Origin of the sequence: Pseudoxanthomonas sacheonensis (assembly GCF_031455975.1) — a bacterium.
Lineage (GTDB): Bacteria > Pseudomonadota > Gammaproteobacteria > Xanthomonadales > Xanthomonadaceae > Pseudoxanthomonas_A > Pseudoxanthomonas_A sacheonensis_A.
Genome location: NZ_JAVDTT010000001.1, coordinates 578497 through 598144 on the forward strand (window position 1 = coordinate 578497; position 19648 = coordinate 598144).

15 protein-coding genes are annotated in these 19648 nt (G+C 63.5%); 10 read left to right on the forward strand and 5 right to left on the reverse strand.

Annotated features, from left to right (window positions below; translation table 11 throughout):
* The first annotated feature begins 197 nt into the window (after window positions 1-197).
* Window positions 198-617, forward strand: a complete 420-nt coding sequence (locus J2W94_RS02650; protein WP_310090084.1) for a CBS domain-containing protein — start codon at window positions 198-200, stop codon at window positions 615-617.
* A gap of 247 nt (window positions 618-864) precedes the next feature.
* Here J2W94_RS02650 and J2W94_RS02655 read toward each other — a convergent pair whose 3' ends face one another.
* Window positions 865-1077 carry a hypothetical protein gene (locus J2W94_RS02655; protein ID WP_310090085.1) on the reverse strand — a complete coding sequence of 71 codons (213 nt, stop codon included), beginning with the start codon at window positions 1075-1077 and terminating at the stop codon, window positions 865-867.
* A 44-nt stretch (window positions 1078-1121) separates the two neighbouring features.
* Complete coding sequence (locus J2W94_RS02660; RefSeq protein WP_310090087.1) at window positions 1122-1661, reverse strand: cupin; 540 nt, start codon at window positions 1659-1661, stop codon at window positions 1122-1124.
* A gap of 148 nt (window positions 1662-1809) precedes the next feature.
* On the opposite strand from J2W94_RS02660, the gene J2W94_RS02665 reads away from it, so the two are divergent.
* Together J2W94_RS02665 and J2W94_RS02670 are read left to right on the forward strand one after the other, a co-directional pair.
* A complete protein-coding gene (locus J2W94_RS02665) occupies window positions 1810-6141 on the forward strand; it encodes a DEAD/DEAH box helicase (protein ID WP_310090088.1) in 4332 nt (1443 codons plus the stop codon).
* 105 nt (window positions 6142-6246) lie between these two features.
* The gene (locus J2W94_RS02670) at window positions 6247-6675 is read left to right on the forward strand and encodes a VOC family protein (protein WP_310090090.1); all 429 of its coding nucleotides are present in this window, start codon (window positions 6247-6249) and stop codon (window positions 6673-6675) included.
* An 85-nt stretch (window positions 6676-6760) separates the two neighbouring features.
* Here J2W94_RS02670 and J2W94_RS02675 read toward each other — a convergent pair whose 3' ends face one another.
* On the reverse strand, window positions 6761-6988 hold the full coding sequence (locus J2W94_RS02675; protein WP_310090091.1) for a hypothetical protein: 228 nt from the start codon (window positions 6986-6988) through the stop codon (window positions 6761-6763).
* Window positions 6989-7121: 133 nt separating this feature from the next.
* Here J2W94_RS02675 and lexA point away from each other — a divergent pair, with 133 nt between their 5' ends.
* The 5 genes from lexA to J2W94_RS02700 are packed head-to-tail and all read left to right on the forward strand — an operon-like array spanning window position 7122 to window position 13532.
* Window positions 7122-7730, forward strand: a complete 609-nt coding sequence (gene lexA / locus J2W94_RS02680) for a transcriptional repressor LexA (protein ID WP_310090093.1) — start codon at window positions 7122-7124, stop codon at window positions 7728-7730.
* Window positions 7730-8341 (forward strand): translesion DNA synthesis-associated protein ImuA, encoded by a 612-nt coding sequence (gene imuA / locus J2W94_RS02685; RefSeq protein ID WP_310090094.1) that lies wholly within the window; start codon window positions 7730-7732, stop codon window positions 8339-8341. The genes lexA and imuA overlap by 1 nt, the downstream gene beginning before the upstream one ends.
* Before the next feature lie 9 nt (window positions 8342-8350).
* On the forward strand, window positions 8351-9775 hold the full coding sequence (locus J2W94_RS02690; protein WP_310090095.1) for a Y-family DNA polymerase: 1425 nt from the start codon (window positions 8351-8353) through the stop codon (window positions 9773-9775).
* Entirely contained in the window at window positions 9763-12939 is a 3177-nt protein-coding gene (locus J2W94_RS02695) for an error-prone DNA polymerase (RefSeq protein ID WP_310090096.1), read from the forward strand. Before J2W94_RS02690 ends, J2W94_RS02695 begins: the two co-directional genes overlap by 13 nt.
* A 20-nt stretch (window positions 12940-12959) precedes the next feature.
* Window positions 12960-13532, forward strand: a complete 573-nt coding sequence (locus tag J2W94_RS02700) for an alpha-ketoglutarate-dependent dioxygenase AlkB family protein (RefSeq protein WP_430540562.1) — start codon at window positions 12960-12962, stop codon at window positions 13530-13532.
* 12 nt (window positions 13533-13544) lie between these two features.
* Here the strand turns inward: J2W94_RS02700 and J2W94_RS02705 are convergent, their stop codons facing one another.
* The gene (locus tag J2W94_RS02705; RefSeq protein WP_310090099.1) at window positions 13545-14597 is read right to left on the reverse strand and encodes a glycerophosphodiester phosphodiesterase; all 1053 of its coding nucleotides are present in this window, start codon (window positions 14595-14597) and stop codon (window positions 13545-13547) included.
* Window positions 14598-14663: 66 nt separating this feature from the next.
* Complete coding sequence (locus tag J2W94_RS02710; protein WP_310090100.1) at window positions 14664-15530, reverse strand: ankyrin repeat domain-containing protein; 867 nt, start codon at window positions 15528-15530, stop codon at window positions 14664-14666.
* A 146-nt stretch (window positions 15531-15676) separates the two neighbouring features.
* Between J2W94_RS02710 and J2W94_RS02715 the strand changes: the two genes are divergently transcribed.
* Both J2W94_RS02715 and radA read left to right on the forward strand, forming a co-directional pair.
* Window positions 15677-18163, forward strand: coding sequence for an XVIPCD domain-containing protein (locus J2W94_RS02715; protein ID WP_310090101.1), 2487 nt, complete (start codon window positions 15677-15679; stop codon window positions 18161-18163).
* Between the two features lie 94 nt (window positions 18164-18257).
* Window positions 18258-19637, forward strand: a complete 1380-nt coding sequence (gene radA / locus J2W94_RS02720; RefSeq protein WP_310090102.1) for a DNA repair protein RadA — start codon at window positions 18258-18260, stop codon at window positions 19635-19637.
* Window positions 19638-19648: the final 11 nt, after the last annotated feature.

The window sequence follows — 19648 nt, forward strand, 5'->3', positions numbered from 1 at the left end:
AGAAGAGAATGGATCGTGAATAACTGAGAAGAACGCAGCGAATTCCGAGGATGGCTTCACTGATGCTTGCCGCTCTGGCGGCACCTGCGGAAGATGACGAAGCGAGACAGCGTAAATCACCGGCATTTAACTTCAGTTTGACAGTCGGTTGATTGCGGCTGCGAGAGGATCAGAAACCCCAGCCGAAGGATAGATCAGTGAAAGTAAAAACCGTAATGACGCAGAATCCCGTTGTCGCTGCCAGATCCACCTACCTGAGTGAGGTAGCTCGCAAGATGCTGGACAACGACGTCGGCGAAATCCCGATCGTCCATGGCGACAAGCCAATCGGCGTCGTCACTGATCGCGACATCGTGATTCGCCTTGTGGCGCATGGACAGGATCCAAAACAAGTGCGCGCGGAAGACTGCATGACGAGTCCGGCCATAACCATAGAGCAGGACGCGGATTTGAAGGAATGCGCGGAGCTGATGGCCAGAGAGAAGGTTCGCCGCATCCCGATCGTCGATGCCCAAGGGCGCCTGTGCGGCATAGTCGCGTTGGCCGATCTGGAGCGAAGAACGGATACTCGTTCCATGAAGGCCGAGGTTTTCCGGCATATTTCACAGCCTCATTGAACAGCCTCACAAACTACAGGCCGGGATCCAAGGATCCCGGCCTGTAGTTGGTTCTGTCGAATTCAAAGGGGAAGGAACTTAGGAATAAGAAGGCTCAGTGCCGAGGAGGAAACGCCCGGCAACTGAGCCTCCTACCGGATTTCTGCTTCGGGCATTAGCCATTGCTCATCCGGCATGGATAAATTAGCGGGCTGTGCGTTATTGCGTAGTCAATATCGGATGATGAGAAAGTAAGCGAGCGATCATTTCATGTCTGCGATGGGAAAGAATGGATCGGCAAGTCACCCACTTGCTGGCGGCGGGACTGAATGACGATAAATCTGGATTCGACTTTGGTTGCGTTCTTGAGGCAACACGCATCACGCTCACGACTTCCGCCTTCGATTTGACGTTTTTCGCTAAGTATCACCACGCCTTCTTTCGTATCCACGTTGATGTCGGTACTGGTGGCGCCATCCATAGCCAAAAGGCGAGGAACAACTGCGCGACGCCGAAGCCACGCGGCTAGCGCCAGAAGACGCGTAGGCCATCGGCTCCGAACACGGGATCCGCTGCCGGTACGGGCACCTTGGCCACGGCTTTTTCGGTGGTTTCGCGCTCGCTTTCCAGGCCCGTGCGCATATCGGGCTCGCGGCCTTCCGGATAAGCGCCGACTACCTGGAACCCATCGGCTTCCCGCAATTTGCGATGAGCGACGCCTGCCGGTATGACCAATACATCCCCAGCGCGAAGATTCACTTCCGGACCGTGTTCGCCGCCGAGCTGAAGGAGGGCTTTTCCCGCGAATGCGCCCAGCACTTCGTGCGTATTGCTATGGAAATGGTGGAACGGATAAACGCTCCACCGCCAGGCGTCGGTCCAGCCATTGTCCGCGAACCGCTTTTCCAGCCATTGCGCGCCCGCGTCGTCGCGCTGCGAAAAGACTCCTCGGTAGACCAGCGCCGGATTCGTGTTGTTGGGTATGGCGCCATCGGGCGCCAGACGGAATATCTCGGTCGCAGGGCGCGAGTCGGTGGGTTTCTCCACCACATGCGAACGCAGCATGGCGAACCTCCGTAGAAGATAGTCGTATTCTAAGGCGGCCCTTGTTTACGGGCCGTATAGTTGGATGCCCGCTATCCGGCCCCATGTAGATTCCTAGTGAGCGGCCCATAGCTACGATAGCTCCGCGATCCAGACCTCCGACTTCCCGATGCCTCTCGACACCTTCCATCCTGCCGTTGCCAACTGGTTCCGCCGGACTTTCGGCGCGCCCACGCAGGCGCAGGCCGAGGCTTGGCCGCACATTAGGGCAGGCCGGAACACCTTGGTGGCTGCGCCTACCGGTTCGGGCAAGACGCTTACCGCCTTCCTGGCGGCGCTGGACGAGCTGGTGCGCACGGGATTGCGGCCGGAGGGGCTGGCGGACGAAACGATCGTCCTCTACATCTCGCCCCTGAAAGCGCTTTCGAACGATATCAAGCTGAACCTGGACGCGCCGCTGGCGGGAATCCGGCAGGAGCTCGCAACTTTGGGTTTGCCGGACGTGGATATCCGCACGGCGGTGCGCACCGGCGATACGCCGCAAAAGGAACGCCAGCAGAGTCTGCGCAAGCCGCCGCATATTCTGGTCACCACGCCGGAATCGCTTTACGTGTTGCTGGGGTCGGCCTCCGGACGCACCATGCTGTCCACGACGCGCACGGTGATCGTGGACGAAATCCATGCCGTGGCCGCAAGCAAGCGCGGCAGCCATCTTTCGCTATCGCTGGAACGCTTGCAGGCGCTATGCGCCGCGCCGCTGGTGCGCATCGGGCTCTCGGCGACGCAAAAGCCGATCGATGAGGTCGCGCGTTTTCTGGTCGGCTGCGGTCCCGCGTCCGCCGGCAGCACCGATTGCGCGGTGGTCGACATCGGCTACGCCAAGCAGCGCGATCTGGCGCTGGAAATTCCGCCTACGCCGCTGGCGGCGGTCATGTCCAACGACCAGTGGGAACAGGTCTACGTGCGCGTAGCCGAGCTGGTGCGCGCGCATCGCACCACTTTGGTTTTCGTCAACACACGGCGCATGGCCGAACGCGCGGCCCGCCATCTGGGCGAACTGCTGGGCAAGCAAGCCGTCGCCGCCCATCATGGAAGTCTGGCCAAGGAAGCGCGACTGGACGCCGAACAACGGCTCAAGCGCGGAGATCTGAAAGTGCTGGTGGCCACCGCGTCGCTGGAGCTGGGTCTGGATATCGGCGATGTCGATCTGGTCTGCCAGTTGGGTTCGCCGCGTTCCATCGCCACTTTCCTGCAACGTGCCGGACGCTCTGGGCATGCGGTGGGAGGAATACCCAAGGCGCGGTTGTTCCCTCAATCCCGCGACGAACTGCTCGAATGCGCGGCATTGTTGGATTGCGTGGCCAGGGGAGAACTCGACGCGCTGCGCGTGCAGCCGGCGCCATTGGATGTGCTGGCGCAGCAGATCGTCGCCGAAGTCGCGTGCGCGGAATGGGACGAGGACGAGCTCTTCGCCCTGGTGCGCCACGCGTCGCCGTACGCGCGCTTGAAGCGCGAAGACTACGACGCGGTGGTGCGGATGCTGTCCGAAGGTTTCACTACCCGGCACGGCCCGCGGGCCGGCTACGTGCATCGCGATGCCGTGCATCGTCGCCTGCGCGAGCGCAAGGGCGCGCGGATGACCGCCTTGATGTCGGGCGGCACCATCCCCGAGACCGGCGATTACGCCGTGCTGCTGGAGCCGCAGGCGCTCAATATAGGCACCGTGAACGAAGACTTCGCGGTGGAGAGCCTGACCGGCGACATCTTCCAACTCGGAAACGCCAGTTACCGGATCCTGCGGATCGAACCGGGCCGCGTGCGCGTGGAGGACGCGCAAGGCGCCCCGCCCAATATCCCGTTCTGGCTGGGCGAAGCGCCCGGCCGTACCGACGAATTGTCCTTCGGGGTTTCGCGTTTGCGCGCGTCGATCGGAGATGCGATCGCGGCCTCCGGTCCGGGGGCCGCATGCGACCGGCTGCTGCAACAGGTAGGGCTGCAGAGGGAGGCAGCAGAGCAGGTCGTGGATTATCTGGCGCGCGCGCAAGCCGCGCTCGGTGCGTTGCCTACGCAGACACGCATCGTGATGGAGCGGTTCTTCGACGAATCCGGCGGCACCCAGCTGGTGATCCACTCGCCTTACGGCAGCCGCCTCAATCGCGCCTGGGGGCTGGCGCTGCGGAAGCGCTTCTGCCGCAAGTTCAATTTCGAACTGCAAGCGGCGGCGACCGAAGACGCCATCGTGCTGTCGCTTTCCACCAGCCATAGCTTTCCGCTGCAGGACGTGGAGCAATACCTGAAGTCGGTTTCGGCGCTCGAGGTCCTGGTGCAGGCGTTGCTGGATGCGCCGCTGTTCGGAGTGCGCTGGCGATGGAATGCGACTACGGCCTTGGCGCTGCCGCGTTACCAGGGCGGCAAGAAGGTTCCGCCGCAGCTGCAACGCATGAAATCGGAAGACCTGCTGGCGACGGTTTTCCCCGACCAGGTGGCGTGCGCGGAGAACCTGGCCGGCGAGCGGGAAATTCCGGAGCATCCGCTGGTGGCGCAAACCCTGTGGGATTGCTTGTACGACGCGATGGATGCCGATGGCTGGTTGAACCTGCTGCGCCGCATCGAATCCGGAGAGGTCGAGGTGCTGGCGAGAGATCTACCGGCGCCTTCGCCCCTGGCGGCCGAAGCGCTGAATGCGCGCCCTTACGCCTATCTGGACGACGCGCCGCTGGAAGAACGCAGAACGCAGGCGGTGCAGGGCCGCCGTTATGCCGATCCGGAAAGCGCCGCGGACATCGGCCAGCTCGATGCCGATGCCATAGCGGCGGTCAGGCGCGAGGCTTGGCCCGAGGCACGCAATGCGGACGAAATGCACGAAGCCCTGGGTGGTCTGGGAGTGATCACAGAAGCCGAGGCCTGCGCGACGCCCGACTGGCGGCAGTGGTTGCAGGTGCTGGCGGCGGAGGGCCGTGCCACTCGGCTTGAGTTACGCGGCATCGGTTGCTGGGTAGCGACGGAGCGGCTCCCGCAGGCGACGGCCGTCTATCCGGAATCCGTCGCGCATCCCTCGGTAGAAGTGCCGCGCGAGTACGCCGAAACGCTTTGGACCGGCGAAGAGGCGATGCGCGAACTGCTGCGTTCTCGTCTCTCCGGCCTGGGTCCGATGCGCGCGCATGAGCTCGCCGCTCAGCTGCAGGTGCCGCTTGCGGAAGTCGAGATCGCACTGCTCGGACTTCAGAACGAAGGCTATGTCTTGCAGGGGAATTTCACCCCGGGTTCCGAAGAGGTCGAATGGTGCGAACGGCACTTGCTCGCCCGCATCCATAGATACACCCTCAAACGCCTACGCCAGGAAATAGAGCCGGTAGAGCCGCGCGATTTCGCGCGATTCCTGTTCGACTGGCAACACCTCAGTCCCGCCACTCGCGTCAATGGACCGGAAGCGCTGTCGGTCGTACTCGGCCAACTGGAAGGTTATGAGGCCCCGGCGGCCAGTTGGGAAGCCGAGCTGTTGTCGGCCCGGGTCCAGGACTATTCCATCGCCTGGCTCGACGATCTCTGCACCTCCGGACGCACCTTGTGGGCGCGGCTGCGACCGAACGCATCCGAAGGCGGAAGCGCAAGCGCTTCGCTGCGCTCCACGCCGCTGCTGTTGTTGCCGCGCCGCACGGCGCCGCTTTGGCGCCAGCTAGCGCCGACGCCTGGGGACGACGCGGGCATGAGTTCGCGCGCTAGCAAGATCGTCGAATGGCTGGCCGCCAGCGGAGCCTCTTTTTTCGACGAACTCGCCGAAGGCGCGCACCTGTTGCAGACGGAATTGGAAGACGCACTGGCCGAATTGGTGGCGCGCGGCCGCGTTCATTGCGACAGCTACGCCGGGTTGCGCGCGTTGCTGGTGCCTGCTTCGAAGCGTGCTCCTGCTTCCTCCAGACGCCGGCGCCATTCGCTATTCGGTATCCAAGATGCCGGACGGTGGGCGCTGGTACGCCATCCGGGTACCGATCCGGGCGCGAAGAAATCGCCGGAGGCGATCGAACACGTGGCCCGCACTCTGCTGCGCCGATACGGCGTGGTGTGCTGGCGAATGCTGGAACGCGAAGCGGCGTGGCTTCCTCCATGGCGCGAACTGGTTCGTATCTATCATCGGCTGGAAGCGCGCGGCGAGATACGCGGCGGCCGTTTCATCGCAGGATTGTCCGGAGAGCAGTTCGCGTTGCCTGAAGCGCTTGGACTGTTGCGGCAGGTGAGGCGCCGGCCAGCCGACGGACAACTGGTGCGCGTTTCCGCCGCCGATCCGGCCAATCTGCTCGGCACCGTGCTGGCCGGCGCGAAGATTCCCCGGCTGCCTGGATCCAGCGTGCTCTATCGGGACGGAATCGCGATCGCGGCCAATGCCGGCGGACAGACGCAGTGGCTGGTTGCGCTGGATGCGCAGGAACAGCGCCAGGCTATGGATGCATTGGTGCAACGCACCGTCTGGAAGCCGCCGGTATCGGTTGAAACCGCAGCCTAGCGACTCCTCCATGAGCGACTGCGGACAGTCAAAACAGCGTGAAGATGTCCGCAAGCATCCGATGATAAAAAGCGGGCTTCCTTTTTATTGCAGCGGAGATCGAGTATGGAAACCCAGGAACTGCATCGTGGCCGTTTGATTGACCACATCCAATTGGTCGTACGGGACCTTACCGCCAGCCAGAGATTCTACGAAGCCGTGTTCGATGTCCTGAGGATTCCGATGGCAGGCACCGGCGACGACTATTTCTGGGCGGACGAATTGTTCGTATCGACCGCCGATAGCAAAGCTGCGCAGGGAATATTGACCGGACGCCATCACTTGGCATTCCAGGCGCAGGACAAGGCCATGGTCGATGCCTTCCACAAGGCGGCTCTCGCCAATGGCGGAAAGGACAATGGCGCACCCGGATTCCGCGAATATCATCCGGGCTACTACGGGGCCTTCGTTCTGGATCCTGACGGAAACAACATCGAAGCCGTTTATCACGGCGAGGCCAAGCGCAGCGCGCCTTCGGTGAAAGTAACTTTTTGAATCGAAGGGGTAGTGCAGTCGCCTTGAATTCCGGGCGCCTAAACCACCGGCGGCGAAGCGACCACGGTCGACTCGACTTCTACTTCTAGGCGCCTGCTGGGCCGTCAAAGATGTCGTATTTCCTCAACATCGATTCCAATCGATCGAAAACATAATCGAAGTCTTCCGCATGGGCTTCAGCAAGAATGATCTCGGCATGGCTGGCCCAGATGTTCTGCCGCGCAAGCGGCTCCGCACCGGCGATGAGCATTGGGACTTCAGCCTCCAGAGCGGCTACCAATGCGTCCAACTCGGAACGGGTCTTGTAAACCATCGCTGGATCATATACCCCGCCTCTTCCAACGCACTGCGCAATCTGCCGGAGAGGCAGGTGGCCTGAGTCCGTGCGAGCGAATGTCCTATCCGGTCTCGCCTAATGCGACCGAAAGGTGTACAAATGTACACCTATGGACACCCTCCCTCCCAAGCGCGCCGCCGTGCTGGCTTTCCTCCGCGACCAGGTGGAGGGGCAAGGCCGGGCGCCCAGCTTGGCCGAGATCGCGGACGAATTCGGTTTCGCTTCGCGCAATGCGGCCCAGAAACATGTCCAGGCTCTGGTCGCCGATGGCCTGATCGAACTGGTTCCGGGCCAGAAACGCGGCATCCGCCTGGTCGGTGGGCGCGGGCCAGGCCAGTTGGTATCGCTGCCGGTGCTGGGGCGGGTAGCGGCCGGTTCCCCGATCGGCGCCGATATCGGTCTGGATCAGCAAGTGTGGCTGGACCGCACCCTGTTTTCGCTCGTCCCGGACTATCTGCTGAAAGTGCAGGGCGATTCCATGATCGACGACGGCATTCTCGATGGTGACCTGGTCGGCGTGCACCGCACCAGCGAAGCGCGCAACGGCCAAGTGGTGGTGGCGCGCGTGGAAGGCGAGATCACCATCAAGCGTTTCGAACGCGGCCGCAAGAACATCCGGCTGCTGCCGCGCAATCCCGCCCATGCTCCCATCGTGGTGGAACCGCATCAGGATTTCGCCATCGAAGGCGTCTACTGCGGACTGGTCAGGAAGGGCTGATGGGCGCGGTCGTCGCACTGGAAACCCTGCTCGCCGCACAGACCCTGTGGCGCGCCGGCCGCACCGCCACCCTCGCTGCGGAAGGCGAAAGCACCGGGCATGCGCCGCTCGACGCGTTGCTGCCGCAAGACGGCTGGCCGCGCCGCGCGCTGACCGAGCTGCTGCTGCCCGCCGATGGCGTGGGCGAACTGGAACTGCTGTTCCCCACGCTCGCGCGCATGACCCAGGCCGGCGGTACCGTAGTGGTGGTGGCGCCGCCATACATTCCCTACGCGCCTGCGTGGCAGGCGGCCGGCGTGGAGCTGGCGCATCTGGAGATCGTGGAAGCGCAACCGCGCGATGCCTTGTGGGCGTTCGAACAATGCCTGCGCAGCGGCACCTGCGCCGTTGTGCTCGGCTGGCCGCGCAATGCCGATGCGCAATCGCTGCGCCGTCTGCAGGTGGCGGCCGACAGCGGCGACTGCCTGGGTTTCGCTTTCCGCGATCGCAAACACCTCGCCAATCCTTCGCCCGCCGCCTTGCGTCTCGAGCAAGCGGACGGCGCCTGGCATGTGCGCAAATGCCGTGGCGGGCAGCTGCCTTCGCGCCATTTCGCGCTGGCGACGCATTGAGCCGCGCGCATGTTGTGGGCTTGCATACTGCTGCCGCAGCTGGCGCTGGATTCTGTCCTCCGGCGTTTGCCTGATCCGCAACGACCGCTAGCGCTGGTCACCGGTCCGGCGCATCTGCGCAGCCTGTACGCGGTCAACGCGTCGGCGGCCGAGGCGGGGCTGTCCCCGGGCATGCGCCTGTCCGCCGCGCATGCGTTGCTGGCCGACGTGGCCACGGTGGAACATGACGCGTTGGCCGAAGCGCGCTGGCATCGCTTCCTCGCTGCATGGGCCTACCGCCACAGCTCGCTGGTCAGCGCGCAGTGGCCCGGTTGCGTGGTGCTGGAAGCGCGCGCCAGTTTCCAGTTGCTGGGGCCATGGCCGCGTTTCGAGGCGCGACTGCGCGAGGAACTGACCGCGCTGGGATTCGCCCATCGCATCGCTCTGGCGCCGACGCCGCGCGCGGCACGCGTGCTGGCGGGACTGCGCGACGGCATGGCGGTGACCTCCGCGCCCGCGATGCGGGAAATCCTGGCGAAAGTGCCGGTGCGCCGCGCTGCGCTACCCGATGGCGCCGGCGAACGCCTGCATCGCATGGGCGTGCGCGACCTGCGCGCGCTGCGCGCGCTGCCGCGCGACAGCCTGCGTCGGCGTTTCGGCCTCGAGCTGCTCTCGCATGTAGACCGCCTGTATGGCGAGGCCGACGATCCGCTGGACTGCTACGCGCCGCCGGATCATTTCGACAGCCGCGTGGAGCTGGGCTACGAAGTCGAGCACCATCCACCGCTGCTGTTCCCGCTGCGCCGCCTGATCGGTGATCTGTGCACCTACCTGTCCATCCGCGATGGCGGCGTGCAGCGCTTCGTGCTGCGGCTGGAGCATGAAGGCAGGGTGCAGGAGGGCGCGCATACCGATGTCGAGGTCGGACTGCTGGCCGCGGAACGCGAGCCTGCGAGGCTGTTCGAACTCACCCGCAACCGGCTGGAGCGCGTGTCGATTCCGAAACCGGTGGTGGCGATGCGCCTGTTGGCGCGCGAACTGCCGCCCTTCGTGCCGGCCTCGCGGGATTTGTTCGACGCGCGCGCGCAGCAAACCCTGCCATGGCCGCAGCTGCGCGAACGCTTGCGCGCGCGGCTGGGTGACGAAGCCGTGTATCGCGTCGCACCGGCCGGCGATCCGCGGCCGGAACGTGCCTGGCGTCGCGACGACGGCAGACCTGCGATAGAACCGGTGCTGCCACCGCGTCCCGCGTGGCTGCTGCCGCATCCGGTGCCGTTGCGTGGACATGGATTGCGCATCGTTTCCGGCCCGGAGCGTCTGGAAAGCGGCTGGTGGGATGGCGAGGACGCACGCCGCGACTATTACGTATTGGAAACCGCGCAGGGTCAGCGCGCCTGGGTGTTCGCGCCGGTCGGCGAGCGCGAAGGCTGGATGCTGCATGGATGGTTCGCGTGAAGTTCGTCCACCTGCCACTGGAGGCGGCCAACGATCCGGGCGATCCGTTGCCCGCATATGCCGAGTTGCATTGCCTGTCGGATTTTTCGTTCCTGCGTGGCGCCTCCAGCGCCGAAGCGCTGTTCACCCGCGCCGCGCAATGCGGCTACGAAGCATTGGCCATCACCGACGAATGCTCGCTGGCCGGCATCGTGCGCGCGCTGGTGGCTTCGGAAGAGGCAGGCATCAAGCTGATCGTCGGCAGCGAATTCGAACTGGAGGACGGCTTGCGGCTGGTATTGCTGGTGCAGACGCAGCAGGGCTATACCCATCTGTGCCAGCTGATCACCCAAGCGCGTCGTGCCGCCGGGAAAGGCGAGTACCTCATCACCCGCGCCGATTTCGAAGCCCATGCCGGCGCGGAGGGCGTACCGGGAATCTTCGCCTTGTGGCTGCCCGGACGCAGTCCCGGGATAGAGCAGGGCGCCTGGGTGCGCGACACCTTCGGCGAACGCGCTTATCTGGCGGTGGAATTGCATCGCGATCGCGACGATGCGCAGCGTTTGGATGAATTGCTCGCGTTATCGACATGCCTGTCCTTGCCTGCGGTGGCGACCGGCGACGTGCATATGGATACGCGGCGCATGCGTCTGTTGCAGGACACGATGACCGCGATCCGCCAGGGGACGATCCTGGCCGAAGCCGGCGCGCATCTGTTCCGCAACGGTGAACGCCATCTGCGCAGCCGCCGTGCCTTGGGCAATATCCATCCGCACGCCTTGCTGGAAAATTCGGTGGGCATCGCCCGTCAATGCACTTTCAATCTGCGGCAGCTGGATTATGTTTATCCCGCCGAGCTAGTGCCCTGCGGCGAAACGCCTGCCAGCCATCTGCGTGCGCTGACCATGGCGGGCATGCGGGAGCGCTGGCCGCAGGGCGCGCCCGCGAAGGTGATCGAAACCGTCGAAGGCGAGCTGGCCTTGATCGCCAAACTCAAGTACGAAGCTTTCTTCCTCACCGTCGAGGATATCGTCCGCCATGCGCGGAGCCTGGGAATCCTTTGCCAGGGGCGTGGCTCGTCCGCCAATTCCGCGGTCTGTTTCGCACTCGGCATCACCTCGGTCAATCCGGAGGAGAGCCGTCTGCTGATGGCGCGTTTCCTGTCGGAGGAACGCAACGAACCGCCGGACATAGACGTGGATTTCGAGCACGAGCGCCGCGAGGAAGTGCTGCAGTACGTCTACAACAAATACGGACGCGAGCGCACCGCGCTGGCCGCCACCGTGATCCGTTACCGCGGGCGCAGCGCGCTGCGCGATGTGGCCAAGGCCTTCGGTCTGCCGCCGGACCAGATCACGCTGCTATCCGGCTGCTATGGCTGGGGCAATGGCGAAACACCGATGGATCAGCGCTTGCGCGAGGCGGGATTCGATCCGGAGAATCCTCTGATCCTGCGCGTGCTGGCCCTGACCGAAGCCTTGCACGGACACCCGCGCCACCTTTCGCAGCATGTGGGCGGTTTCGTGATTTCCGATACGCCGTTGTGGAATCTGGTGCCGGTGGAGAACGCCGCCATGGCCGACCGCACCATCATCCAGTGGGATAAGGAAGACCTGGAGGAAATGAAGCTGCTCAAGGTCGACTGCCTGGCGCTGGGCATGCTGACCTGTCTGCGCAAGGCGTTCGACCTAGTGAAGGAGCACCGCGGCTATGAATTGACGCTGGCCAGCGTGCCGAAAGACGACCAGCCTACCTACGACATGATCCAGCTCGCCGATACGGTCGGTGTATTCCAGATCGAATCGCGCGCGCAGATGAGCATGCTGCCGCGGCTCAAGCCCAATTCCTTCTACGACCTGGTGGTGGAGGTGGCGATCGTGCGGCCCGGACCCATCCAGGGCGGCATGGTGCATCCGTATCTGCGCCGGCGTATGGGCAAAGAGAAACCGGATTATCCCTCGGAGGGCGTCAGGGACATCCTCGAGCCTACGTTGGGCATTCCTCTGTTCCAGGAACAGGTAATGGAACTGGTGATGCATGCCGGCTACAGCCCCAGCGAGGCGGACAACCTGCGCCGCTCGATGGCGGCCTGGGGCCAGGGCGGCGACATGGAGCCGCACCGGGCCCGCATTCGCGAATTGATGGAAGGCAGAGGCTACACCTCGGATTTCATCGATCAGATCTTCGAGCAGATCAAGGGTTTCGGCTCCTACGGCTTCCCGCAGAGCCACGCCGCGTCCTTCGCCAAACTCGTCTACGTCAGCTGCTGGCTGAAACGCCATGAACCCGCGGCGTTCGCCTGCGCGCTACTCAATGCGCAGCCGATGGGCTTCTATCCCGCCAGCCAGATCGTGCAGGACGCGCGGCGCGGCCGGAAGGCGCGGCCGGCGGTCGAGTTCCTGCCGGTGGATGTGACCTGCAGCGATTACGACAACACACTGGTGGGTGGCTCGTTGTGCATCGAAGGAGACAAGGGCGAGCAACCGGCGATACGCCTGGGATTGCGTCAGATCAGCGGATTGTCCGAACAAGCGGCCCTGGCCATCATGAGCGCACGCCAGCGGCAGCCGTTCCACGACATCGCCGACCTGTGCCTGCGCGCGAACCTGGACGACAAGGCGCGCAATGCCTTGGCCGAAGCGGGCGCGCTGCAACCCCTGGCGGGAAACCGCAACCAGGCGCGCTGGATCGTTGCCGGCATCGAGCGCCAATATCCGCTGCTCCCCGGCAGTCCGCAGGAGCGGCCGATCGAATTGCCGGCGCCGGCCATGGGCGAGGAAGTGCTCTCCGACTACCGCGCGCTCGGACTGACCCTGCAGGCGCATCCGCTTTCATTGTTGCGAGAGAAATTGCGCGCGCGCCGGTTGTTGGGTTCGCGCGACCTGATCGACAAACGCCACGGCAGCAGCGTGCATGCGGTTGGGTTGGTGACCAACCGCCAGCGTCCGCAGACCGCGAGCGGCACCATCTTCGTGACCCTGGAAGACGAGCATGGGATGGTCAACGTGGTGGTCTGGGAGCATGTGGCCCAGCGGCGGCGCAAAGCGCTGCTGGGCGCCAGCCTGCTGGCGGTGCGCGGGCGCTGGGAACAGGTCGATGGCGTGGCCCATCTCATCGCCCAGGACATGCAGGATCTCAGCGAAATGCTGGGAGGCCTGCGCACCACTTCGCGGGATTTCCACTGATGCCGGCCGGTGCGTTCTCGTTGGATCTTTTCGCCGGGGCGATGACGCAGCTGGTGGACGACGCGCAAGGCGGCATCCGCTACTGGCCGGAGTTCGTCGATGCCGCACTGGCGCAGGAGTGGTTCGCCACTTTGCATGCGAATGCCGCATGGACGCATCTGCAGCGGCCCATGTACGACCGCGTGGTGGATGTGCCGCGGCTGTTGGCGTCGTACCGCATCGAAGCGTTTCCGCCGGAACTGCCTTTGGCGGATATGTTGGCGCGTGTACAGGCCATCGTGCCTGCGCCGTACAACGACGTCGGCATGAATCTCTATCGCGATGGCAACGACAGTGTGGCCATGCATAGCGACAAATCGCACCTGTTGTTGGCGACGCACCCCATCGCGCTGGTCTCGCTGGGCGATCCGCGCCGCATGCTGATCCGCGCCAAGGCCGGCAATCGCCGGACGCTGGCCGTGGATCTGGAGCCTGGCAGCCTGTTATGCATGAGTCACGCGTCGCAGGCGACCCACGAGCACGGCATTCCCAAGACCAAGAAGCCGCAAGGGCCACGCATCAGTGCGGTCTTTCGCGTCCGGCCCCACGAATGACCCATTCGCGCATCACTCTCCCGGAGGATGGGCATCGCGGGTGCGTGATGCCTGGACTACCGCTTCGCGGCCCAGTGCCGGATCGTCGGTGAAAACGGCGTCGATTCCGGCGGCGATGTAGCGCCGCATCTCGCGTACCGAACCGGATTCGTTGCGCTCTGCGGCTCCGCCACCGCCCTTGAACTCAGGGCCAAGGAAATGGTTCTCCGGCCGGAACGTATAGATAACGACTTTCAATCCTTCCGCGTGCGCGTCGTCGACCAGAGCGCTTCGTGCTTCTTGCGCGCCGCTTCGTAAATCCACATTCTTTATCGAAGCTCCGATGGCGTCGGCATAAGTTGCGATCTCGCGTAGGCCGCTGGGCCTCATCATGTCGCCATAGGTGGTGCGCTGTCTGGAAACGACCGCATCGTACGGACGTCCGTCCGTTTCGCCCAGCAACTGCAAGAGTTCGATATTGGAATGCGTAGCCCCGATCTTGTCGCGCAGGTATCGCAGGTTGCCCGTTTCGAAGGATTGGATGGTCACCGGCGCGCGCTGCGTGTAGGAATGCGCCATCAGTGTCGCCAGCAGCTTGTCTTCCATGGCCAGGCCCAGGCCTGCGAAATAAGTCGGGTGCTTGATCTCCGGAACGATGCCGATCACACGCCCATGCTTCGGCGATTCGCTGGCGACCAGTTCGATGATCTCGTCCAGCGTGACGATGCCGAATTGATCGTCGTAGGCGGTCGACCGCAACTCCGGCAACCGCTCGCGTGCGCGCAGGGTGCGCAGTTCGGTCAGTGTGAAGTCCTCCGTGAACCAGCCGTCGGTCTTTTCTCCATCGATGGACTTGCGGGTCTTGCGCGAGGCGAATTCCGGATGGTCGGCGATATCGGTCGTACCGCTGATCTCGTTCTCGTGCCTGGCGACCAAGAAACCGTCCTTGGTGCTGACCAGGTCCGGCTCGATCGCATCGGCTCCATCCTCGATCGCCCTGGCGTAGGCGGCCAGCGTATGTTCGGGGCGCAGCGCGCTGGCGCCGCGATGGGCGATGATGGAGACCTGAGAGGTGTCGCTGGGCATGATGGCGCCTTGGCTTGGAATCGCACTTTCTCCACGGCCATCCAAGACGGATACCCGGCGCTGGTTCTATAGCAGCGGAATGTCCTTTTCTTCGCTGGGAAGTCCCAGCTTGATGCGATCTTCCTTCATGTAGGTCGGCATCGGCTGCCGCTCGATATTGTGCTCACGAAGCCAGTGCTGGCATTTACGTTGCCACTCGATCATCTGCGGCTTGACCGGCAACCAGTAGATATCGTCCACGACGGGCATGCGGGTATTGTTGGCTGAGCCTTTCTGCGTTTCTGTTGTGCGCGTCGGATCCGCACCACGCTGGAGTAGCCAGTAGACTTGTTCGAAATTGCCAAAGCTCGAGTACCAATTAACTACGGTGTTGTAACTTGCCGGGTCATACAGGCCTTCGTTGATGTTGGCGCCGCGCTCTATGAGCAGTTTTACATTCGGCCATTGATCGCGCAGGGTGGCTACGTAGGTCAACGGCTCTCCATTGGAGTTATGAGTATTGGGGTCGCCGCCATAATCGAGCAGCATGGCGAGATAGCGCGTATCTGCTTCGCCTGCCGCGAAGACCAGGGCGTTGTTGCGCTGCTGGCCATGCGGGCGTTGCGAATCTACCCGGCGCGCATTGGGGTTGGCGCCGTTGTCCAGCAGTAATTTCAAACCTGACAAGTTCTTGTTGAATACAGGCCAGGCCACCATTGGCATGGCGGTCTCGTCGAAGATAACGTCCGGGTTGACGCCTTCCTGTTTGATTAGCCGTTGGATATCGGTGGCATCGTTGCGATCGATTGCTTCGGCTAACTCCAAGGCCTTGCCCTGGAAGTAATTGCTGGCCCGAAAGCCTGCAGCAGCCGGTTCGCTTGCGGGCTGTGCATGGCAGGCAGTCAGGCATGTCGAAAACACCAATGCGACGACAAGGTTACCGAAAGCGGACATGCATCCATTCCTGGACATCCTTTATCTCCCTCATTGAAATGTGACATCACAATATTTGCCGCAGCCTTTGCGATTGACAGTAGCGATGCGCAGTGGCAGGTTGAACAGCGTTGATTGCCGTGTCAACCCGAGGCAAGGAGCCGAGCATGACCAAGCCCACCGTTACTGTCGGGCCAGAACTCCCGTCCCAGGATCCGCGGACGTTGGAGGAAAAAATACTGCAGGTACAGCAGCAGCGCGAATTGCTATCGACAATGCGTGCGCAATCGGTGCAATCCAGCGATCCGCAACTTTCCCGCCAAGCTGATGCACTGGAGCGGCAATACTATGTGCGCGACGTGGCGGGATTGGCCGATGATGTCTACGAATCGGCGGCCCACAAACCTTCGTCGCAGCCCGGCTGGCTACGTGCGAGCGAGCATCCGGAGCTATTGCGCCAGGCAGGAGTGAACTGGAGCGATCAGCAGATCAGGCAGTATCTGCAGCCAGACGATTCCAACTTTCGCGCCGAGATCTATCTGCCAGACCCTCGGGTTTTCGGTCCTGAGGCTAAGCCAGTCGTTGCCTACAAGGGTTCCAATGGGGCAATAGTGGCGCACGACAGCGCGGGTAAAGAAGTGATCAGGGAGTCGGCTGCGGAGGACTGGCTGAACAATGGTCGTCAAGGTGCGGGGTTGGAAAGCGACTATTACGACCGCGCTATGCGGCTTGCCAACGATCTCAAACGTTCGCCGCTGGGAAGAGAATTCGAGATAGTCGGCCATTCTTTGGGCGGCGGCTTGGCCTCTTCGGCTTCTGCGATTACCGGCATACCTGCCGTCACCTTCAACTCATCGGGATTGAATCCCATCACCGCACAGCGCTACGCGGATAAGCAAGGCCTCTCGGTTTTCGACACGGACAAAACAGTCACCGCCTACCAAGTCAAAGGCGAAGTGCTTACCGACGGCCAAGCCATGGTCGGTCGGATGGATGCATTGCAACGGATGCAGATGGGCGCGGTCGCCACCATGGCCGCCGATGTTTCGCGCCTGCCGGAAGCGCGGCAACTGCTGACCACGCAGTTGGGGCAGGTGCTGCCCCATAGCAAACAAGCCCAGCAAGATGCGCTGGGTCTGATCGATTACCTCGCCGAGCATTCCGGAAGCCGGACCCTCAAGCAGGTACCCACCGCAGCCGGGCAGGTGCAGCCCGTGCTGGAAGCCAAAATGCGGGACGCGCACGGCAATATCGTTGATCGCCCCAAAGAGTCGACGATCAGCGAAGTGGCCAAGGATGCGGGGCCATTGCTCAACGTGCTGAGCGGGGCCGTGGCGGGAGCATATGTGGGAAAAAAGGCGGGCGAGGGCATCGCTACTGCCGGCAAGGTTACCGATGTCGCCTTGGACACCGTCGGCGATGGCTATCGGGTAGGCGGCAAGATCGCTGGTCAAACCGTTGAGGCGGGCGCGCAGACCTTCGGCAAGATATCGGGGCTGCAAGTGCGCGGCGGCGGTGAAGTGGTCGCGCAGGTACGCGTGGCGAGCGGATACCTGGAGGCCGCCGTACCCACGGCGCAATGCGTGACCCAGCGCTGGGGCAATGAAACCAGCAACGCGCTGTTGCGAGCCGCCAGCCACCTGCCTTTCGCCGACAAGATCGCACCGGGCCTGCGCCAGGAAGCCGACCGGCGCGATCAGGCCACGGAGGCGTACTGCGATCTCAAGACCGCTCAGGCCAGGGGAGCGCTGGATCACGCAGGACGCGATGCGAACAGCATCCGGCAAACCGCAGGCCAGGGCGCGCAGTTGCTGGAACAGGCCGCCAACCAGACCGGTGCGAATTTGCGCAAGTCCACCGAACAAACCGGCGCGACGATCGACCGGGCGTTCGATCAGGCCGGACGTGGGGTGCGCAACCTGACTGGACATGCGCCGACGGCCTTGGCCGCAACGGGAGCCGGATTGGGTACCGTCGTTGCCGCGGAAGCGACTTACCTTGGACCTGGCGGGCTGATGAACGCTTGGCAGACAAGGGCTGCCATCAAGCAAGCGCCGGGTGCGGGCAATGAAGCGACCCAGCGGCATTTGATGACCGAAACGGTGATCCCAAGCCTGGACGCACGGACGCAATCGCTCGAGCACGCTGCGGTCAAGCAATTGACGCAGCCGGCGCCAACTCGGGAATCCAGCGGGCAGATTCCGGCAAAGGATTCGCAATCTGTTGCGCCGAACCCTTCGCCACGTTCCGGCGCGCTGCTCAATGATCCAAGCCACCCGGACCACTCACTGTTTCGCGATGCGGCGCGTGGCATCCATGCCATCGACGCCAAGCACAACCGGGTTTCCGATCTGCGCAGCGACCAACTGGGCGGCCATCTGGCCGTGGCGGCCAAGGAACAGGGCCTGCGCGGGATCGATCACGTGGTCATGAGCGGCGATGCCAAGCTCACTTTCGCGGTGCAAGGGCGTCTGGACGACCCCGCCCATCGCCGCGCCAGCGTAGACACGATGCAGGGTCTGAATACACCGCTGGCCCAGAGCACGCAGCAGATGGCCGAAGTGAACGCCCGTGCCGAACAGATACGGAATTCGGCCCCGGCACAGCAGCAGGAACCAGAAGTCGTCGCCCGGGCCGCCCTGCGGATGGCTTGAGGGGAGAGGGCGGCTCCGGCGTCGCCAGCGCGAGTCTCGCCCTGCGCGATGGCACCCGTCTATCCTGTGCGCTGGTTCGCCGAACGAAAACATCATGGCCAAGAGCAAGACCGCCTACGTCTGCAGTGAATGCGGCGCCGAACACAATAAATGGCAGGGCCAGTGCGCCGAATGCGGGGCGTGGAATACCTTGTCCGAGATCGTGCTGGAATCGGCCACCGCCGCGCCACCCGCGTCGCGGCGCAGCGGCTGGGCCGGCAAGCTGGAAACGCCGAAGATCACCGCGCTCAAGGACGTGCGCAGCAGCGAAGAAGCCCGCGTTTCGACGGGTATAGGCGAATTCGACCGCGTGCTGGGCGGTGGCCTGGTCGAAGGCGCGGTGGTGCTGGTGGGCGGCGATCCAGGCATCGGCAAGTCGACGCTGCTGTTGCAGGCGATGGCGAAGATGTCGCTGACCTTGCCCTCGCTCTACGTCACCGGCGAGGAATCGTTGGCGCAGGTGGCGGGCCGTGCCTTGCGTCTGGGACTGCCGATGGATGGGTTGCAGGCGTTGGCCGAAACCGGGATAGAGAAAATCCTGGACCACGCGGTCGCAGCGCAGCCGAAGGTCATCGTCGCCGATTCCGTACAGACGCTCTGGACCGATTCGTTGACCGCCGCACCCGGTTCGGTAAGCCAAGTGCGCGAAAGCGCGGCACGACTGGTCCGCTATGCCAAGGAGACCGGCACCGCCGTGTTCCTGATCGGCCACGTCACCAAGGAAGGCGGTATCGCCGGCCCGCGCGTGCTGGAGCACATGGTGGATGCGGTGCTGTATTTCGAGGGCGAGAGCGGCAGCCGCTTCCGCGTGCTGCGCGCGTTCAAAAACCGCTTTGGCGCGGTCAACGAACTAGGCGTATTCGCGATGGGCGAAAAAGGCCTGAAGGAAGTGCCCAACCCTTCGGCGATCTTCCTGTCCGGCGGCAGCGCCCAGCAGCCAGGAAGCTGCGTGATGGTCACCCGCGAGGGCACGCGTCCGTTGCTGGTGGAAGTGCAGGCGCTGGTGGACTCGTCGCCGCTGTCCAATCCGCGCCGCGTCGCGGTGGGGCTGGAACAGAACCGGCTGGCGATGCTGTTGGCGGTGCTGCACCGCCATGGCGGCATCGTCACCAGCGACCAGGACGTGTTCGTCAATGTGGTCGGCGGCATCCGCGTGCAGGAGACTGCGGCCGACCTGCCGGTACTGCTGGCGGTGTTGTCGTCGTTGCGCGACAAGCCGCTGCCGGAGAAGACCATCGCTTTCGGCGAAGTGGGGTTGTCGGGGGAAATCCGTCCGATTCCCAATGGAGAGGAGCGGCTGCGCGAAGCGGCCACGCATGGCTTCAAACGCGCCATTGTCGCCAAGGGCAATGCGCCCAAGTCGGGCGCGTTCAAGGCGATGGAAGTGATCGGGGTCGAACGATTGTCCGATGCGTTGGAAGCGGCGTCGGAATAGCTCGTCGTAGG

What these genes read in the sequence shown, in the direction of transcription:
- J2W94_RS02655 (WP_310090085.1), bottom strand. Translation starts at nt 1,077, where the DNA reads ATGGATGGCGCCACCAGTACCGACATCAACGTGGATACGAAAGAAGGC.
- J2W94_RS02660 (WP_310090087.1), bottom strand. Translation starts at nt 1,661, where the DNA reads ATGCTGCGTTCGCATGTGGTGGAGAAACCCACCGACTCGCGCCCTGCG.
- J2W94_RS02665 (WP_310090088.1), top strand. Translation starts at nt 1,810, where the DNA reads ATGCCTCTCGACACCTTCCATCCTGCCGTTGCCAACTGGTTCCGCCGG.
- J2W94_RS02670 (WP_310090090.1), top strand. Translation starts at nt 6,247, where the DNA reads ATGGAAACCCAGGAACTGCATCGTGGCCGTTTGATTGACCACATCCAA.
- J2W94_RS02675 (WP_310090091.1), bottom strand. Translation starts at nt 6,988, where the DNA reads ATGGTTTACAAGACCCGTTCCGAGTTGGACGCATTGGTAGCCGCTCTG.
- lexA (WP_310090093.1), top strand. Translation starts at nt 7,122, where the DNA reads ATGGACACCCTCCCTCCCAAGCGCGCCGCCGTGCTGGCTTTCCTCCGC.
- imuA (WP_310090094.1), top strand. Translation starts at nt 7,730, where the DNA reads ATGGGCGCGGTCGTCGCACTGGAAACCCTGCTCGCCGCACAGACCCTG.
- J2W94_RS02690 (WP_310090095.1), top strand. Translation starts at nt 8,351, where the DNA reads ATGTTGTGGGCTTGCATACTGCTGCCGCAGCTGGCGCTGGATTCTGTC.
- J2W94_RS02695 (WP_310090096.1), top strand. Translation starts at nt 9,763, where the DNA reads ATGGTTCGCGTGAAGTTCGTCCACCTGCCACTGGAGGCGGCCAACGAT.
- J2W94_RS02705 (WP_310090099.1), bottom strand. Translation starts at nt 14,597, where the DNA reads ATGCCCAGCGACACCTCTCAGGTCTCCATCATCGCCCATCGCGGCGCC.
- J2W94_RS02710 (WP_310090100.1), bottom strand. Translation starts at nt 15,530, where the DNA reads ATGTCCGCTTTCGGTAACCTTGTCGTCGCATTGGTGTTTTCGACATGC.
- J2W94_RS02715 (WP_310090101.1), top strand. Translation starts at nt 15,677, where the DNA reads ATGACCAAGCCCACCGTTACTGTCGGGCCAGAACTCCCGTCCCAGGAT.
- radA (WP_310090102.1), top strand. Translation starts at nt 18,258, where the DNA reads ATGGCCAAGAGCAAGACCGCCTACGTCTGCAGTGAATGCGGCGCCGAA.